The organism is Skermanella rosea (genome assembly GCF_016806835.2).
Taxonomy (GTDB): domain Bacteria; phylum Pseudomonadota; class Alphaproteobacteria; order Azospirillales; family Azospirillaceae; genus Skermanella; species Skermanella rosea.
The window spans coordinates 4,545,306-4,561,569 of the sequence record NZ_CP086111.1 but is presented as its reverse complement, the minus strand read 5'-3'; the positions used below and the strand labels follow the sequence as shown (position 1 = coordinate 4,561,569).

General features: G+C 68.0%; 14 protein-coding genes. 5 read left to right on the top strand and 9 right to left on the bottom strand.

All coding sequences use genetic code 11. From position 1 onward, the window contains the following. Nucleotides 1-60 precede the first annotated feature (60 nt). Nucleotides 61-699 (bottom strand): acyltransferase, encoded by a 639-nt coding sequence (locus JL101_RS21335; RefSeq protein WP_203096447.1) that lies wholly within the window; start codon nucleotides 697-699, stop codon nucleotides 61-63. A gap of 232 nt (nucleotides 700-931) precedes the next feature. Here JL101_RS21335 and JL101_RS21330 point away from each other — a divergent pair, with 232 nt between their 5' ends. Continuing rightward, a complete protein-coding gene (locus JL101_RS21330) occupies nucleotides 932-1,111 on the top strand; it encodes a hypothetical protein (protein ID WP_203096448.1) in 180 nt (59 codons plus the stop codon). A 318-nt stretch (nucleotides 1,112-1,429) separates the two neighbouring features. After that, entirely contained in the window at nucleotides 1,430-2,581 is a 1,152-nt protein-coding gene (locus JL101_RS21325; RefSeq protein WP_228435044.1) for a TIGR03364 family FAD-dependent oxidoreductase, read from the top strand. A 35-nt stretch (nucleotides 2,582-2,616) separates the two neighbouring features. Here JL101_RS21325 and JL101_RS21320 read toward each other — a convergent pair whose 3' ends face one another. The 4 genes from JL101_RS21320 to JL101_RS21305 form a co-directional block, all read right to left on the bottom strand. Beyond that, nucleotides 2,617-3,183 carry a DUF1003 domain-containing protein gene (locus JL101_RS21320; protein ID WP_203096449.1) on the bottom strand — a complete coding sequence of 189 codons (567 nt, stop codon included), beginning with the start codon at nucleotides 3,181-3,183 and terminating at the stop codon, nucleotides 2,617-2,619. Between the two features lie 473 nt (nucleotides 3,184-3,656). Next, nucleotides 3,657-5,933 carry a xanthine dehydrogenase family protein molybdopterin-binding subunit gene (locus JL101_RS21315; protein WP_203096450.1) on the bottom strand — a complete coding sequence of 759 codons (2,277 nt, stop codon included), beginning with the start codon at nucleotides 5,931-5,933 and terminating at the stop codon, nucleotides 3,657-3,659. An 11-nt stretch (nucleotides 5,934-5,944) separates the two neighbouring features. After that, nucleotides 5,945-6,961, bottom strand: a complete 1,017-nt coding sequence (locus tag JL101_RS21310; protein WP_203096451.1) for an FAD binding domain-containing protein — start codon at nucleotides 6,959-6,961, stop codon at nucleotides 5,945-5,947. Then, on the bottom strand, nucleotides 6,958-7,479 hold the full coding sequence (locus JL101_RS21305) for a (2Fe-2S)-binding protein (protein WP_203096614.1): 522 nt from the start codon (nucleotides 7,477-7,479) through the stop codon (nucleotides 6,958-6,960). Before JL101_RS21305 ends, JL101_RS21310 begins: the two co-directional genes overlap by 4 nt. Before the next feature lie 255 nt (nucleotides 7,480-7,734). Here JL101_RS21305 and JL101_RS21300 point away from each other — a divergent pair, with 255 nt between their 5' ends. Then, entirely contained in the window at nucleotides 7,735-9,192 is a 1,458-nt protein-coding gene (locus JL101_RS21300) for a phospholipase D-like domain-containing protein (protein WP_203096452.1), read from the top strand. A gap of 134 nt (nucleotides 9,193-9,326) precedes the next feature. Here the strand turns inward: JL101_RS21300 and JL101_RS21295 are convergent, their stop codons facing one another. Genes JL101_RS21295 through otsB form a run of 4 tightly spaced genes read right to left on the bottom strand, consistent with a single transcriptional unit; the run spans nucleotide 9,327 to nucleotide 14,330 of the window. Beyond that, the gene (locus tag JL101_RS21295; RefSeq protein ID WP_203096453.1) at nucleotides 9,327-10,286 is read right to left on the bottom strand and encodes a glucokinase; all 960 of its coding nucleotides are present in this window, start codon (nucleotides 10,284-10,286) and stop codon (nucleotides 9,327-9,329) included. Between the two features lie 30 nt (nucleotides 10,287-10,316). Continuing rightward, nucleotides 10,317-11,714, bottom strand: coding sequence for an alpha,alpha-trehalose-phosphate synthase (UDP-forming) (gene otsA, locus JL101_RS21290; protein ID WP_203096454.1), 1,398 nt, complete (start codon nucleotides 11,712-11,714; stop codon nucleotides 10,317-10,319). Continuing rightward, nucleotides 11,711-13,549: a glycoside hydrolase family 15 protein gene (locus JL101_RS21285; protein WP_203096455.1), complete on the bottom strand. Its 1,839-nt coding sequence runs from the start codon at nucleotides 13,547-13,549 to the stop codon at nucleotides 11,711-11,713. Before JL101_RS21285 ends, otsA begins: the two co-directional genes overlap by 4 nt. 16 nt (nucleotides 13,550-13,565) lie before the next feature. Beyond that, nucleotides 13,566-14,330, bottom strand: coding sequence for a trehalose-phosphatase (otsB, locus tag JL101_RS21280; protein ID WP_203096456.1), 765 nt, complete (start codon nucleotides 14,328-14,330; stop codon nucleotides 13,566-13,568). A 574-nt stretch (nucleotides 14,331-14,904) separates the two neighbouring features. Here otsB and JL101_RS21275 point away from each other — a divergent pair. Together JL101_RS21275 and JL101_RS21270 are read left to right on the top strand one after the other, a co-directional pair. Then, nucleotides 14,905-15,699, top strand: a complete 795-nt coding sequence (locus tag JL101_RS21275) for a DUF3891 family protein (RefSeq protein WP_203096457.1) — start codon at nucleotides 14,905-14,907, stop codon at nucleotides 15,697-15,699. A gap of 8 nt (nucleotides 15,700-15,707) precedes the next feature. Next, nucleotides 15,708-16,247 carry a hypothetical protein gene (locus JL101_RS21270; RefSeq protein ID WP_203096458.1) on the top strand — a complete coding sequence of 180 codons (540 nt, stop codon included), beginning with the start codon at nucleotides 15,708-15,710 and terminating at the stop codon, nucleotides 16,245-16,247. The last annotated feature ends 17 nt before the right edge of the window (nucleotides 16,248-16,264 follow it).

The window sequence follows — 16,264 nt, the reverse complement described above, 5'->3', positions numbered from 1 at the left end:
ACCGGGCTATATGCCTGATTATGATTAACTATCGAAAACGATAAGATTTAGTTACCCCCATCATGCCATGATTCTGCCCTTTTCTTCGTCCCCGAAGCTAGCCTCGACGGTGCCGATGACCCGTGCCGGATTGCCGCCGACGATCTGGCCGGAGGGCACCGGCCTTGTCACCACGGCGCCCGCCGCCACCACGCAGCCGTCGCCGACATCGGCCATGACGACGGCGCCCTCGCCGATCCACGTGTTCCGCCCGATGCCGATGAAGGCGGCGCGGTCGCGGCTGAACGGGATCAGCCGGCCCTCCGCGTCGAACCCGTGCTGGTTCTTGCCGCTCAGGATGCTGACCCGCGTTGCCACCAGCGATCCGTCGCCGATCGCGGCGTCGGCGATCACGCACATCGGGCCGATATAGACCCCCCGTCCCACCCGGGCGTGACGGCTGGAGAACCAGGTCAGGAAGCCGATCTCGCAGTCCCGCGCGCAGCCATCGAGGGTCAGCCTCGCGAAGGCCCTCCGCAGGAAGTTGCCCGGCAGCCCGGGGACGATCGAGAAGCCTTGCCCGAACAGCGTGAACAGGTCGCCCCGCTCGCCGAACCGCGCCTCCAGCCGGCACAGGCCCGCCGGCAGCGCCGCGACCGCGATGCACGCGCCGTCCACCAGCGCCTTGACCATCGCCCTGAAACTGAAATCACCCGCCATGTCGCTCTTGGAGCATGCCTCCGGGCCGCCGGGCAATGGGCTATAACGGGTAGGCGGGGGCCGGTCCGGATAAACGTTGCAGGAATGAATCACGCCTCGGCTTTCCGACCGATCCCGGGCTTACAGCTTGTGGCTTCTCCGAAAAAGAGGTAGGGGTGAGAAATCGGCGGTTGATCCGGCGTTACCTTTCTGACGCCGAGCGATACGCAACTTCCCAGCGGAACACGGCATCATGGCAGAGCGTGATAAGGACGGGAACCAGCCCTTGCCGGCTCTTGGCGCCCTCGAAAAGCTGACCCTGAAGAATACCAGCCCGCCTTTCGATGATGCTGCGGCCCGCCGTCATCTTCATGATCTGGAACCTGAATTGGCGGAGGCTGACGAAGCCCTGGTCTTGAAGCTGCTCGCCTGACTGGTCTCCGTCATGCTCAAGGCGATATTCGAGATGCATGGCGGCCGGCATACGGGCTGACCGATTGATACCCTTTCCGGGCGATCAGCGTGATCGTCCGGAAGGCGGAGACCCCGACGGAGCGATTCCCGGCGTATCAAGTGAAAGGGCCACACTGGATCCGCACATGCGGCTCCGGCAGGAGCGGTCCAACTCCCGGAATGCTCCCGCAGAAAAAACCATTGGCCGAACCGTGCCCGTTGTCGGATTGTCCCGTCCGCGGCCGTGCCCCCGGGCAGCGGCGCTCGGATAGAGCGGGATCCAGGCGGGAGGGATCGAGTGACGCATTACGATCTGGCGGTCATCGGCGGCGGCATCGTCGGGCTGGCCCATGCGCTGGCCGCCGCGAGGCGCCGCCTGAAGGTCTGCGTGATCGACCGGGACCGGCGGTCCAACGGCGCCTCGGTCCGCAATTTCGGATTCGTGACGGTCACCGGGCAGCGCGCCGGCGTCACCTGGAACCGGGCGCGCCGCAGCCGCGACGTCTGGGCGGAGGTGGCTCCCCTGGCGGGCATTCCCGTCCTGCACCGGGGTACGGCGGTCGTCGCCCACCGGCCCGAGGCCATGGCCGTCCTCGAACAGTTCGCCGCCGGAACCATGGGCGAGGGGTGCCGCCTGCTCGATCCCGGCGAGGCGGCGCAGACCCTGCCGATGGTCCGTCCGGGCATCCAGGGCGCCCTGTGGAGCCCGCATGAGTTGCGCGTCGAGCCGCGCGAAGCCCTGCCGAAGCTGGCTGCCTTCCTGGCCGCCGTGCACGGCGTCGATTTCCTGTGGGGAGTCCAGGCGCGCGGCGTCGAGACCGGCGCGGCCGATGCCGCCGTCGTGGACACCACCGCCGGGCGCATCACGGCGTCGCGCGTCGCGGTCTGCCCCGGCGGCGACCTGCTGTCCCTCTTCCCCGAGACGCTGGCAAGGCGCGGCCTCACCCAGAGCAAGCTCCACATGCTGCGCCTCGCGCCCCAGCCGGCGGGTTGGCGCCTGCCGGGATCGGTGATGCAGGATCTCAGCCTGGTGCGCTACGAAGGCTACACCGACCTGCCCGGCGTGCCGGCCCTTCGCGCGCGGCTGGAGGCGGAGGCGGGGGAGGCGCTCGCCGACGGCATCCACCTGATCGTCGTCCAGGGCGCCGACGGCTCGCTGGTGGTCGGCGACAGCCACCATTACGACCCGACGCCCGACCCCTTCGCCCCCGCCGGGGTGGACGCGATCATCCTCCGGCACGCGGCTGAGACTCTGGACATTCCCGACATGACCGTGACCGAGCGCTGGCTCGGCTGCTATCCGTCGTCCCCCACGGAAACCGCCTTCATCGACGCTCCCGACCCGGCGGTGCGCCTGTCCGTCGTCTCCAGCGGAACCGGCATGAGCACCGCCTTCGCCATCGGCGAGGAGGCAATGGCCGACCTGTTCGGGGAGGAACCGGTGGCCTGACGCCCCGCCCGGCGCCGGCGGTCCGGGATACGGCGTTACTCCCCGCCCGGGCCGTCCGCCTTGCCGGAACCGCCCCGCTCCTGCATCGCTTCCATCCGCTGCTCGAATCGGCTCACCATCTTCAGCAGCAGGGCGATCTCCTGCTCGCGCAGCAGGTCGATCTTCTGGTGCAGCAGCTCGATCTCCAGCTCGGCCTTGGTGTTGACCTCGTAATCGTGCTGCGCGTTCATCCGGTCGATGTCGCCCTGGCGGTTCTGGCTCATCATGATCACCGGCGCTGTGAAGGCCGCCTGGAACGACAGCACCAGGTTCAGCAGGATGAAGGGGTAGGGGTCCCAGGCGCTCCACCAGGCGAACAGGTTGGCGACGATCCAGAAGATCAGGAGCGCCGCCTGGATGATGATGAAGCGCCAGGACCCGACGGTGGCGGCGACCCGGTCGGCCAGCCTGTCCCCCAGCCCCGGCCCGCCCGCTTCGGCGGGAGGGTTGCGCGCCGGCTTGCGGTGCCGCAGCCGGGACAGCAGCCGGTGCTCCTCCTCGGTCAGGTGCGCCCTGACGCCGTTCGCCTTGGATGTGCCGGCCTTATCGCCCTGAACCGCCATGCCGCCTCTCCGGATCACGCTTTTTCCGATCTGGTGCCGGATGATGGTTCGCCAGCCGTATGCAGATCACGCCGGCGATGCGCCGGTCTGGTCTTTTTCCCTGCCGGCCATGACAATCCACACACCTTCGCATCTGATATCCCGGCCGGAACACCAGCCATATCGGATTTCGCGTGAACTGAGAACAGCGGTTCTGGTCAACCTGACCCTTTGTTTCTGGAATATATTCTTAACGCTCCTGTGCCATCATGACGGCGCGCCTCGCGCTGGATCTTTGAAAAGTGAATCAGTATCCGCCGCGCGGGGATGGCGAATGACGGCATGTCCCCCGGCGTGGCGATGTCGGGCTGCGCGGCCTGGATCCGTGCGGGCGATCAACCACCCTGGCTCCTGCGCACGAATGATGACATTCGCGTCCATAACCGAGGGGGGAGGGCGGGATGGCCGCACCATCCCACCCCCGCCGTCCGAGCCTACGCCTCTCCCGCGCCCATCACCTTGTCGATCGTGATCGGCAGGTGCCGGATGCGGCGGCCGGTGGCATGGTACACGGCGTTGGCGATCGCCGCCGCCGTGCCGACGATGCCGATCTCGCCCAGGCCCTTCACGCCGATCGGGCTCGCCTTGTCGTCGTGCTCGTCCACGAAGATCACGTCGATATCCCGGACGTCGGCATGGGCGGGGATGTGGTACTCGGCGATGTTGTGGTTCATGAAGCGGCCGAGCTCCTTGTCCATCAGGCTCTCCTCGTGGAGCGCCATGCCGATGCCGAACACGACGCCGCCCAGGATCTGGCTGCGGGCGGTCTTGGTGTTCAGGATCTTGCCGGCGGCCACCGCGTTGACGACGCGCGTCAGGCGGATCACGCCAAGCTCCTCGTCGATCCGCACCTCGGCGAAGATGGCGGAGTGGGTGTAGCCCGAGTACTTCTTCTTGGTCTCCGGATCGGGCTTGGTCGTCTCCTCGGCCGAGATCTCGGACTGCCCGCTGGCGGCCAGGGCGTCGGCCAGGGTGACGAAACGCGACGGGTCGCCGTCCACGGAGATCCGCCCGCCCCCGAAAACCACGCGGTCGATGCTGAAGTTGGCGAGCGGCGAGCCCTCGACGGTGCGGGCCGCGTTGAACAGCTTCTCGCGCACGGCGTAGCAAGCGGCCTGGACGGCGGTGCCGGCCGACGCCGCGGCCCAGGACCCGCCCTCGACCGGCGAGGTCGGCAGGGAGCTGTCGCCGATCTTGACCGTCACGGCCTCGATCGGCACGCCCAGGGCGTCGGCGCCGAGCTGGGCCAGGATGGTATAGGTGCCGGTGCCGATATCGGCGGTGGCGGTCGCGACCTCCAGCGTGCCGTCGGCCTTCACGACGGCCCGCGCGCTGGTCTGCATCATCATGGCTTCCCAGACGCCGCTCGCCATGCCCCAGCCGATCAGTTCCCGGCCCTCCCGCATGGAGCGGGGCTCCGGGTTCCGCTTCGACCAGCCGAACCGCTCGGCGGCCTTGGCGTAGCAGGCCCGCAGCTCCTTGCTGCTGAACGGCTTGCCCTCGTTCTCGTCCTTCTCGGCATAGTTCTTGAGCCGGAGATCGACGGGATCGACGCCGGTCGCGTAGGCCAGCTCGTCCATCGCCGATTCCAGCGCATAGACGCCCAGCGTGGCGCCGGGGGCGCGCATGTCCCCGGGCGTGTAGGTGTTCATCTTCGCAAGCTCGTAGGTGAGCTTGGTGTTGGGGCAGTCGTACAGCAGGCCCGACCAGTTGACGACCACCTCCTGGTAGTCCTCGAAGGTCGAGGTCTCGGCCAGCGCGTCGTGCCGGATGCCCTGGAGCTTGCCGTCCCTGTCGGCCGCCATCGCCAGCGTCTGGATCGTGTCCGGCCGATGGACGAAGGTGAACATCTGGTCGCGGGTCAGCACCACCCGGACCGACCGCTTCAGGTCCAGCGCCGCCATCACCGCCAGGTAGAGCTGGTATTGCGGCCGCAGGCCGGAGCCGAAGGCGCCGCCGACGAAGGGCGAGATGACCCGGACGTCCTCCTTCTTCAGACCGAACACGCCGGTGACGTAGTTCTGGGAGTTCTGGACGCCCTGGGTCTTGTCGTAGATGGTCAGCTTGCCGCCGTCGCCCCAGATCACCGTGGAGGCGTGGGGCTCCATCGGATTGTGGTGCTCCACCGCGACCCGGTACTCGTTCTCGAACCGGACCGGCGCCTTGGCGAAGGCGGCATCCACGTCGCCGCGCGGCGGCGGGGCCGGGGAGATGCCGTTCCGCTTCTCCTTGGGCTCATAGGCGGCGGCGCGCTCGGCCTTCAGGTCCGACTTGTGCGGCCAGCTCTCGTACTCGATCTCCACCAGGGTGGCGGCGTAGCGGGCCAGTTCGAACGTCTCCGCCACGACCAGCCCGATCGGCTGGCCGCTGTAGGCGATCTTGTCGTCGCCCAGCGCCCGCATGGGCGAGCCCGGCGGGGCGGTCTGGTCCTGGTATTTCTTGTCCTCGTCGGCGATCTTGGGCCGGTTCAGGTGGGTGAGCACCTTGATGACGCCGGGGACCGCCTCGGCGGCCGAGGTGTCGATGCGGGTGATCCGGCCGTGGGCGATCTCGGAGCAGATCACGAAGCCGAAGGTCAGGCCGGGAGTCGGGAACTCGCCGGCGTACCTGGCTCCGCCGGTCACCTTCAGCCGGCCGTCGATCCGGCGCTGGGCCGAGCCGACATAACGCCCGCCCTCGGGGCGGCGGAAATCCTGGATGTTGCTGGTCATGCCGTCTCGCCTCACTGGATCCGCTTGTCGATCTGGGTCTGCGGCGTTCCCGCCGCGGCCTGGGCCAGCGCCCGCACGATGGCGCGGCGTCCCAGGTCGATCTTGAAGTCGTTGTGGCCGAAGCCCTTGGCGTCGCGCAGGATATGGTCCGCCGCCTGCCTGAAGACGGCCTCCTCCGGCGCCTTGCCGCGCAGCAGGTCCTCCGCCGAGGTGTCGCGCCACGGCTTGTGGGCGACGCCGCCCAGGGCGATCCTGGCTTCCGCGATCCGGCCGCCGTCGAGGCGCAACGCCGCCGCGACCGAGACCAGGGCGAAGGCGTAGGACAGCCGGTCGCGCAGCTTCAGGTACGAATAGTTGCTGGAGAAATCCTCGTCCGGCAGCTCGACCGCGACGATCAGCTCGCGCGGGCCGAGGTTGGTGTCGCGCTCCGGCTCATCGCCCGGCAGCCGGTGGAAATCGGCCATCGGGATCACCCGCTCGCCGTCCGGCCCGGCCACGTGGACCTTCGCCGCCAGCGCCGCCAGCCCGACGCACATGTCGGACGGGTGGGTCGCGATGCACTTGTCGCTGGTGCCCAGGATCGCGTTGATCCGGTTGACCCCGTTCATCGCGGAGCAGCCGCTGCCCGGCTCGCGCTTGTTGCAGGGCGTGCCGGTGTCGTAGAAATACAGGCAACGGGTGCGCTGGAGCAGGTTGCCGCCGGTCGATGCCATGTTGCGGAGCTGGGGCGACGCGCCGGCCAGGATCGAATCCGTCAGCAGCGGGTAGCGCTTCGAGACCTGCGGGTCGTAGGCGAGGTCGGCGTTCGGCACCAGGGCGCCGATCCTCAGCCCGCCGCCGGGGGATTTCTCGATCCGGTCCAGGGGCAGCCGGGTGATGTCGACCAGCCGGGTCGGCCGCTCGACATTGTACTTCATCAGGTCGACCAGGTTGGTGCCGCCGGCGATGAAGCGGGCATGGGGATCGGACGCCACCTCGCGGACGGCCCCGGCCACGTCGCTCGGGCGGGCATAGGAGAAGCGGTTCATTCCGCGGCCTCCTTCATCCGGTCGCCCTGGCCGACCACCTCTTCGATCGCCGCCACGATGTTCGTGTAGCAGCCGCAGCGGCACAGGTTGCCGCTCATCAGCTCGCGGATCTCGTCGGCGGTGTGGGCCCTGCCTTCCTTGATCAGGCCCACGGCGGAACAGATCTGCCCGGGCGTACAGTAGCCGCATTGGAAGGCGTCGTGCTCGATGAAGGCGTCCTGGATCGGGTGAAGGTCCTGGCCGCCAGCGATGCCCTCGATCGTGGTGACGCTGGCGCCGTCCTGCATGACCGCCAGGGTCAGGCAGGAATTGACCCGGCGGTCGTCGATCAGCACGGTGCAGGCGCCGCACTGTCCGTGGTCGCATCCCTTCTTCGTGCCGGTCAGGTCGAGACCGTCGCGCAGCAGGTCGAGGAGGCTGGTCCAGGGTTCGACCGTCAGGTGCCGGACCTCGCCGTTGATGGTCAGGGTGATCGGGATGGCTTGCGCGGAGCCGCTTGCCGGCCCGATGTTCGGCATGGAGTTCAAGGCGAACCTCCTCTGGAAGCGTCGATGGTATGGAAATCGTCCGAACGGCGTGACCGATGGGCGGAGATCACTCGGCCGTTCGGACATTAACCTTTAGCCCCGGCCCCGGGTTCCCGGCAGGCCTGGTTCCCGTCGGATTCGGTGGAAACCGGGCAACCGGAGCGGCATATGGGTGTTGTCCGGATCGGCATCGGGCCACCCAGACGAACCCTTCAGGACGAACTTCCCTCGGAGCCGGTAGACCCCATGCGGACCAACGTTCTTCACGCCGCGACACGCAAGGAGCGGTCGCTGGACCAGATGCTGGCGAGCCAGGCCCTTTCCAGGGTGACCGGCGCCACGGCCGTGCCCGGCAACGGCCTCCGCCTGCTCCGGAACGGGGCCGAGAACTACCCGGCCTGGATCGAGGCGATCGTGTCGGCCCGCGACTGGATCCAGTTCGAGAACTACATCATCTACGACGACGCGACCGGGCGCACCTTCGTGGACCTGCTGGCGGAGCGCGCCCGCGCGGGCGTCCGTATATATTTCCTGTACGACTGGCTCGGCTGCTTCCGCAAGCTGTCGCGCCCCATGCTCCGGACCCTGGCCCAGGCCGGCGTCCAGATCCGGACCTTCAACCCGCCGCGCCTGGACAGCCCCCTCGGCTGGCTCAGCCGTAACCACCGCAAGACGCTGACCGTGGATGGGCGGATCGGCTTCGTCTCCGGCCTGTGCGTGGGCGATGCCTGGGCCGGCGATCCGACCGGCAGGCGCAAGCCCTGGCGCGATACCGGCGTCGCGATCGAGGGTCCCGTGCTGGACGACCTGGAGGCGGCGTTCCGCCACAGCTGGAACGCCGCGGGGCCGGCGCTGGAACGGCTGGAGCCGCGGGAGCCGCGCGGTCTCCCCGTATCGGCCGGCGACGTCTCGATCCGGCTGATCGAGGGCCAGCCCTCGGAGATGGGAGTCTACCGCCTTGACCTGCTGATCGCCGCCGGGGTACAGGACCGGCTGTGGCTGACCGACGCCTATTTCGTCGGCACCACCGCCTATATCCAGGCGCTGGGCGAGGCGGCGCGCGACGGCGTGGACGTCAGGCTGCTGGTGCCCGGCATCAGCGACATCCCGATCACCCAGGCGCTGTCGCGGGCGAGCTACCGGCCGCTGCTGGAGGCGGGCGTCCGCATCTTCGAATGGAACGGCCCGATGCTCCATGCCAAGACCGCGGTGGCCGACGGCCACTGGGCGCGGGTTGGCTCGACCAATCTCAACATCGCCAGCTGGATCGGCAACTGGGAACTGGACCTCGCGATCGAGGACAGCGGCTTCGCCGAGGCGATGGAGACCATGTACCTGGAGGACCTGGCGCAGTCGACCGAGGTGGTGCTCGACGTCAAGCACCGGCCCAAGGCCATAGCACCCCGCAGCCCCCGGGGGCACCGCCAGAAGAAACCCAGCACCGCCCGCGTCGCGGCGGGCAGCCTCGGCATCGGCAACACGGTGGGGGCGGCCCTGACCAACCGCCGCGCCGTCGGCCGGGCGGAGGCCGGCGTCCTGGCGGGGGCCGGGGCGATCCTGCTGGTGGTGGCGGTCCTGGCCGCCTTCTTCCCGCGCCTGATCGCCGTCCCGATCATGCTGGCGGCGCTGCTGGTCGGCGGCGGGCTGCTGATGCGCGCCTGGAAGCTCAGGCATCCCGCCAAGGTGCGCCTGGATTTATCGTAGGTCGGCCTCGGCCGAAGGCCGACGCCGACAGATTGGCCGGAGCGTTGACGCAGGGTGTCGGCGTTCGCCCTGGCGGGCGAAGGCCGACCTACCGCTCAGGATCATTGTGCAGCACCAATAGCGGTGGGGAAGCATTACGCGACCTTGTCCAGTACGGCCTTCAGCCCCAGGAAGGCCGGCAGCTCGTGGGTCACGACATATGTCGGTATCGGCCCGAGAAAGTCGCGCAGCCGGCCCTTCTCGACGAAGCGCTCGCGGAACCGGGAATGGGTGAAGAAGCTGCCCAGCCGGGGCACGATGCCGCCCGCGATATAGACGCCGCCGCGCGAGCCCAGGGTCAGCGCGAGATTGCCGGCGACGGTGCCGAGCATGGCGCAGAACATCTCAAGCGCCTCGACGCAGGTCGCGTCGCTGCCGTCCAGTCCGCGGCCGGCGACGTCGGCGGGGGTGAGGCCCTCGGGCTCGCGGTGTTCGAGCAGGGACAGGGCCTCGTACAGGTTGACGAGCCCCTGGCCGGAGATCACCCGCTCCGCCGAGACATGGGCGAACTTCTTGCGGAGCCGGTCGAGCACGGCGCTCTCCCGGTCCGAGATCGGCGCCATGGTCACGTGCCCGCCTTCGCCCGCAAGCGCCGTCCAGCCGCCGGGACCATGGACCAGGCCCGAGACGCCCAGACCCGTGCCGGGACCGATCACGCCGATCACGTCGCCCGGGACGGGTGACCCGTCGCCGACCTGGAGCCGGTCGGCCTCGGTCAGCAGCGGGATCGACATGGCGACGGCGGTGAAGTCGTTGACCACCTCCAGCCGGCCGAGGCCGAGCGCCTTGCAGGTCTCCAGCACCGAGAAGGTCCAGGGATGGTTGGTCATGGTCAGAACGTCGCCGGTCACCGGCCCGGCGATCGCGAACGCGCCTTCCGCCGGGTGGGCGTCGGGCTGGGCGGAGGCCAGGTAGGCCTGGCCCGCGGCCTCCAGCGTGGGATAGCCGGTGCAGGGCAGGGTGCGGGTGTGGAGCAGGCGGCCGGCCGCGTCGAGCAACCCGAATCGGGCGTTGGTCGCGCCGATGTCGGCGACGAGATAGCGTGTTCCGGTCATGGGTCCGTCTCCTTCTGCTTCCCCCCGTGGTCAGCTATCGTAGGGCGCCCGCGTCAGCGCCGTGACGAAATTTTCGCGCCAGACGGAGATATCGTTCCGCCGGAGCACGCCCATCATGTCGGCATGGCGCTGCTTTCGCTCCTCCAGCGGCATGGTCAGCGCCCGCTGGAGCGCGTCGGCGACGGATTCGATGTCGTAGGGATTGACGATCAGCGCCGAATCCAGCTCCTCCGCGGCGCCGGCGAAGCGGGACAGGACCAGCACGCCGGGGTCCTCCGGGTCCTGGCAGGCGACGTACTCCTTGGCGACCAGGTTCATGCCGTCGCGGAGCGGAGTCACCAGCCCGACCTTGCTGACCCGGAAGAACCCGGCCAGCGAGCGGCGGGTGAAGCTCTTGTTCAGGTAGCGGATCGGCACCCAGTCGAACTCGGCGAAGCGGCCGTTGATGTGGCCGCTCAGCGTCTCCAGCTCCTTGCGGATCGCGATGTATTCCGGCACGTCGGAGCGGGACGGCGGGGCGATCTGGAGGAACGAGACGTGGCCCCGGTTGGCCGGGTAGTTCTCCAGCAGGCAGTGGAAGGACTCGAAGCGCTGCGGCAGTCCCTTGGAATAGTCCAGCCGGTCGACGCCGATGATCAGGTCGCGCCCGACCAGGCTGTCCCGCAGGCGCTCGGTCTGGCGGGTGTTGGCCGCCTGCGCCGCCAGCGCCACCAGTGGCTCGGTGTCGATGCTGATCGGGAACGAGCGGGCCACCAGGGTGCGGCCGAACGCCTTGATGTAATAGCCCTCGCCGGGACCTCGGTCGGTCACCGTGCCGCGGGCCTCGAACCGGATGTAGTTGATGAAGCAGCGCAGGTCGCACAGCGTGTGGAACCCGACCACGTCATAGGCGCACAGCGCCCGCACCAGGTCCTCGTGGTTGGGCAGCGCCACCAGGATCTCGGGCGCGGGGAAGGGGGTGTGCAGGAAGAAGCCCATGCGGTGCTTCATCCCGATCATGCGAAGTTGCTCGGCGAACGGGATCAGGTGGTAGTCGTGGACCCAGACCATGTCGTCCGGTTCCAGCAGCGGCGCCAGCTTGGAGGCGAACAGGCTGTTGACCCGCTGGTAGCCCGCGTAGTTGCGCCGGCTGAAATTGGTCAGCCCGAGCCGGAAGTGGAACAGCGGCCACAGCGTGGAGTTGGCGTAGCCGTTGTAATATTCCTCGTAGTCCCGCTTCGCCAGGTCCAGGGTCGCATAGGTCAGGCGACCGACCGGTGTCAGGCTGGGGGCGGACGGCGGCGCCGCGACGACGTCGCCGCTCCAGCCGAACCAGATGCCGCCGGTCTTCTTGAGGGCGGCCAGCACGGCGACGGCGAGTCCGCCGGCCGACTGCTTGCCCTCGTCGATCGGGGCGACCCGGTTCGACACCACGACCAGTCTGCTCAAAACGCTTCCTCCCACGGTTTGCTCAGCCGCATGGCCGAGTTTATCAGGCCGACCATCGAATAGGTCTGGGGATAGTTGCCCCAGAGCTCGCCGGTGGCCGGGTCGATGTCCTCCGACAGCAATCCCACATGGTTGCGGTGGGACAGCATCTGCTCGAACAGAGTCCGAGCCTCTTCCTTCCGGCCGATCGCCGCGAGGGCGTCGATATACCAGAAGGTGCAGATGGTGAAAGCCGTCTCAGGATAACCGAAATCATCCGCGGCCACGTACCGGTAGAGCATGCTACCCCGCTTGAGCGTGTTCTCGATCGCCGCCAGCGTGCCGAGGAAGCGGGGATCGCGCGCCTCGATGAAGCGGAGTTCATGCATCAGCAGCAGGCTGGCGTCGATCTTGCCGATTCCCTCGCGGTCGTCATGGTCGAACCCGTCGCCGCCGCGGTAGGCGTCCACGAAGCTGTTCAGCCGGGGATTCCAGGCCCGCTCCAGCACGGTCTCCCGGATCCCGTCGGCCTGCTCCCGCCAGTAGGCCGCGCGCTCGTCCAGGCGGAGCTGGCAGGCGATCCGGGCCAGCCGGTCGCAGGCGGCCCAGCACATCACCGAGGAGAAGGTATGGACGTGCTCGGTGGTGCGCAGCTCCCACAGGCCGGCGTCCGGCTTGTCGTAGAGCATGACCGCCTGCTCGCCCAGCAGTTCCAGCCGCCGGAACAGGTCGATACCCCCCGGCCTGGCCAGCCGCTGGTCGAAGAAGGCCTGGGCGGAGGCCAGGATCACGGCGCCGTAGCTGTCGTTCTGGATCTGCGCATAGGCCTCGTTGCCGACGCGGACCGGCCCCATGCCGCGGTATCCTGCGAGGCTCGACGCCGTGCGCTCGACCAGCCGCATCTCCTGCGCGATGCCGTAGACCGGCTGGAGCGTGCCCTTGGAAGCGCCGGCCACGATGTTGGTGATGTAGTGGAGATAATTCTCCATCGTGATGGTCACGCCCAGGCTGTTGAGCGCCTGGATGACGAAATAGGCGTCCCGGACCCAACAATACCGGTAGTCCCAGTTGCGTATCGTGCCCGGCGCCTCCGGGATCGAGGTGGTGACCGCCGCGATGACCGCGCCGGTCTCCTCGAAGGTGCACATTTTCAGGGTAATGGCGGCGCGGATCACCGCGTCCTGCCACTCGAACGGCAGCGCCAGCGACCGGGCGTACTGCTGCCAATAGTCGCGCGTCAACTCGAGCAGCCGGCGCCCGCTCTCGTCGATCGGCGCGCGCAGGGGCTCGTCCGGGCCGAGGATCAGGGTGACCGGGTCGTCCAGCACGAACGGAGTCTCGTCCAGGATGTAAGCGATCGGCGCCGCGGTGGTCAGGCGGAGCACCTTGTCCGCCGAGACGTAGCGGATATGGTTGCTGCCGCGGGTAATCTCGGGCGCCACCTCGCCATAGTCGAACCGCGGACGGACCCGGATCACGATGCGCGGCGTTCCGCGCAACGCCCGGACCAGGCGGACGATCGTGGCCGGCCGGTACGACCTGCCGTGGTGCTGGTGGCGCGGCGCGAAGTCGGTGATCTCGATCGCGGATCCGTTGCCATCGTGGAGGACGGTTTCCACCACGGCCGTGTTGGGCAGGTAGCGCTGTTCCGAGCCGGTGCAGCCCAGCAGCTCGATCTCGTAGAAGCCCCAGTCGGGGACTGTGCGCCCGTCATCACCCGGTGCGCCGTTCAGAAGGCTGCAGAAGACCGGATCGCCGTCCGGACGCGGCAGGCAGGACCAGACGATGCGGGCCCTGGTATCGAGCAGGGCGGTGAAGCTGCAATTGCCGATCAGGGCCAGGTTGAGGTTGTCCATCGCTCGGCCGGCGCGTTCAGCGGAGAAGGTCGGCCATGTCGGCCAGCCACCGGTGAAGGTCGGGGACGGACGGGATGCGGGACCGCGCGTCGGTCGGCAGGCGGGTACCGATCTGGATCGACAGGCCGCCATGGGCGTTTGCCACGCGGAAGCCGTCCTCGTCGGTCACGTCGTCGCCGATGAACACCGGGGTGCGCCCGGCGAAGGGCGGTTCGGCCAGAAGCTGTTCGACCACCGTTCCCTTGGTGGACCCCTTCGGCTTCACCTCCAGGACCATCTTGCCTTCCTGCACGTGGAAGCCGTCGCCGAAACGTTCCATCAGGGCGGCCGTCACCGCCCGGGCGTCGGCTTCCGCTTCCGGCGCGTTGCGGAAATGGAGCGCCACGGTCATGCCCTTCGGCTCCAGCCGCGTGCCCGGATGGGCGGCCACGAATTCTTCCAGGCCTCTCGTGATCTCGGCCAGCGCCGGGCGATCGATCGACGCGGTCACGCGCCGCCCCTCCGCGTCGCGCCGTTCCAGCCCGTGCTGGCCGGCCGCGGCGAGCGGCAGGCGCCCGAGCAGGCGGTCGATGTCGTCGAGGCCACGGCCGCTGACCAGGGCCACGGCGCCGCCGAGCGCCTCGTGCAGGCGGGTCAGGAGTTCCGGAAGTCCGGGCGCCACCTGGACGCCGTCGGGTTGGGCGGCGATCTCCACCAGTGTGCCGTCGAAGTCCAGGAAGAGCGCCCAGTCGGAGGATGGAGCGGGCAATTCGGTCATGGGATGCGTCGTTTTGTCGTCCATGCTTGCTGCCTGCTTCGTTGACGGATCGAGGACGCCCGAAGCCATCGCTAAGCGCGTCCACCCCTGGTTTAACGCATGAAACCGTGTCGCGGGTCGATGCGGTGCCGAAGAAAACGGCGGGCAGGACCGCATTGCTCCGGCGGAAGCCCTCCGCGCCCGAAAATTCTTGCCCATGCGACCTTGTGATACGGTGAAGTGGTCATACCTTTCATGCAGTCTGGCACCCGATCCCGGAGCGCTGCCTCCGGAGACAGTCCGGGTGTATGAAATTCCCCGGACCACCCTTGAAAACCCCGTTGAAGCCATACCGCAGTGCAGCAATGACTGTTCGCGGTATTGATTGTTTTGATTCCAACCAGCTCGCTAAGCGGTTGTTGCCATACATCTTTCTTTTTTCGCTTGATTTCGAAACCGTGTGCGATCATATTGTGCAGTGCGGGATTGATGGTGTCTGCGATGCGGTCGATCCTGTAACGCACTTCTTGGGCGTTTCCTCCCTAGACTCGGGCCGTGGGCAACCACGGCCCCTTTTTTTTGTTCAGTCGGGGGAGGTGACGAACGGGAGACGGACTCCATGCTTTTCCGGAAAGACGGCGACGGCGTGATCGCGATCGGGCAGCCGAGCCATTCCTGGCTGGCCGGCCAGTTCGTGCGGGCCTGGGGCAGCGATGGCTTCGCGCGGCCTTCGCCGTATGAGGAAGTCTGTCTCGGCGCCGAGTTGCACGACATCGGCTGGCTGTCCTGGGAGACCGCGCCGACGCTGAACCGTGGGACCGGCAGGCCTCACGATTTCCGGGAACTCGGACCCCCGGTCCATGCTCCGCTGTGGACGGAGGGGGTCGAGCGCGCCAGGGTTTTCGGACTTTACCCGGCGCTGCTGGTCTCGCTGCACGCCGACACGATCTATTCCTCGTACTTCGATATCGACAAGGCTCCGCCCGAGGATGCCCGGCTGGTCCGTGATTTCCTGGAGGATCAGCATGCCTTCCAGCGCGCGGCCCTGGAGGCGCTGGGCGCCGACCCGAGGCTCGCCGCCGATGTCGCGCCCGAGGCGGTGGAGCGGAACCGTCGGCTGGTCGCGGCGACGGACCGCATGTCGCTGGAAGTCTGCTGGGGAATCGGGGAGGGCGGAGCCGTCATCCCCGACGTGCCTACGGTCGGAAAGGACCGGACGAGTTTGATCATCCGGGCGCGGAACGGCGATCCGGGCGTCCTGACGGTCGATCCCTGGCCGTTCGCGGCTGACCGGGTCGAGGCGGTGTGCGAGGGCAAGCGCCTGCGGGGAAACCATTCCGACGAGACCCGACTGCGCATCGCCCTGCGCGACGCGGAACGCGTCGGGATTCACACCGTCCTACTCCCACGCTGAGGTTGTCCGTGCAAGAGCATCACGACACTAGGGAAAGACACGACGACAAGCCTCATGACGAGGGGCACGCAGGGCGGCTGATTTCCACCGACAGCCTGAAGAGCCTGTATCTGGCCGAACGGTCCCGGCGGTCGAACGTCCAGTCGCTCCTGAGCGTGCCGGTGTCGATCATTTCCTTCTCGATCTTCGGCTTCGTCTCGTTCGCACAATATCTGGACGTGTCCCGGTGGCGCGAGCCGGTGACGATGGCCATGATCATCCTCTGCCTGGCGTCGCTCACCTCGATGTTCATGGCCATGGCGCGCCTGGTCAAGCTGGACCGGCGCCTCGTCCTGGACGACTTCGACCGGATCGAGGCTGTCAGGGAAGCGCAATCCGAGATCGATTACTTCCACCGGGCCTACGACGAGGCATTGGCCAGCAACGTCGACGCCGAGCGGGACCGCAGCAGGGCGTTCGTCCTGCTGATCGTCGCCCTGGTGCTGTTCCTCCTGGCGGTCTTCCTGATGCCGGTTCACCTGATCGGAACCGGCGTGAACGGCCGGTGAGACGTTCCCCGGGGAGG

What these genes read in the sequence shown, in the direction of transcription:
- JL101_RS21335 (WP_203096447.1), bottom strand. Translation starts at nt 699, where the DNA reads ATGGCGGGTGATTTCAGTTTCAGGGCGATGGTCAAGGCGCTGGTGGAC.
- JL101_RS21330 (WP_203096448.1), top strand. Translation starts at nt 932, where the DNA reads ATGGCAGAGCGTGATAAGGACGGGAACCAGCCCTTGCCGGCTCTTGGC.
- JL101_RS21320 (WP_203096449.1), bottom strand. Translation starts at nt 3,183, where the DNA reads ATGGCGGTTCAGGGCGATAAGGCCGGCACATCCAAGGCGAACGGCGTC.
- JL101_RS21315 (WP_203096450.1), bottom strand. Translation starts at nt 5,933, where the DNA reads ATGACCAGCAACATCCAGGATTTCCGCCGCCCCGAGGGCGGGCGTTAT.
- JL101_RS21310 (WP_203096451.1), bottom strand. Translation starts at nt 6,961, where the DNA reads ATGAACCGCTTCTCCTATGCCCGCCCGAGCGACGTGGCCGGGGCCGTC.
- JL101_RS21305 (WP_203096614.1), bottom strand. Translation starts at nt 7,479, where the DNA reads ATGCCGAACATCGGGCCGGCAAGCGGCTCCGCGCAAGCCATCCCGATC.
- JL101_RS21300 (WP_203096452.1), top strand. Translation starts at nt 7,735, where the DNA reads ATGCGGACCAACGTTCTTCACGCCGCGACACGCAAGGAGCGGTCGCTG.
- JL101_RS21295 (WP_203096453.1), bottom strand. Translation starts at nt 10,286, where the DNA reads ATGACCGGAACACGCTATCTCGTCGCCGACATCGGCGCGACCAACGCC.
- JL101_RS21285 (WP_203096455.1), bottom strand. Translation starts at nt 13,549, where the DNA reads ATGGACAACCTCAACCTGGCCCTGATCGGCAATTGCAGCTTCACCGCC.
- otsB (WP_203096456.1), bottom strand. Translation starts at nt 14,330, where the DNA reads ATGGACGACAAAACGACGCATCCCATGACCGAATTGCCCGCTCCATCC.
- JL101_RS21275 (WP_203096457.1), top strand. Translation starts at nt 14,905, where the DNA reads ATGCTTTTCCGGAAAGACGGCGACGGCGTGATCGCGATCGGGCAGCCG.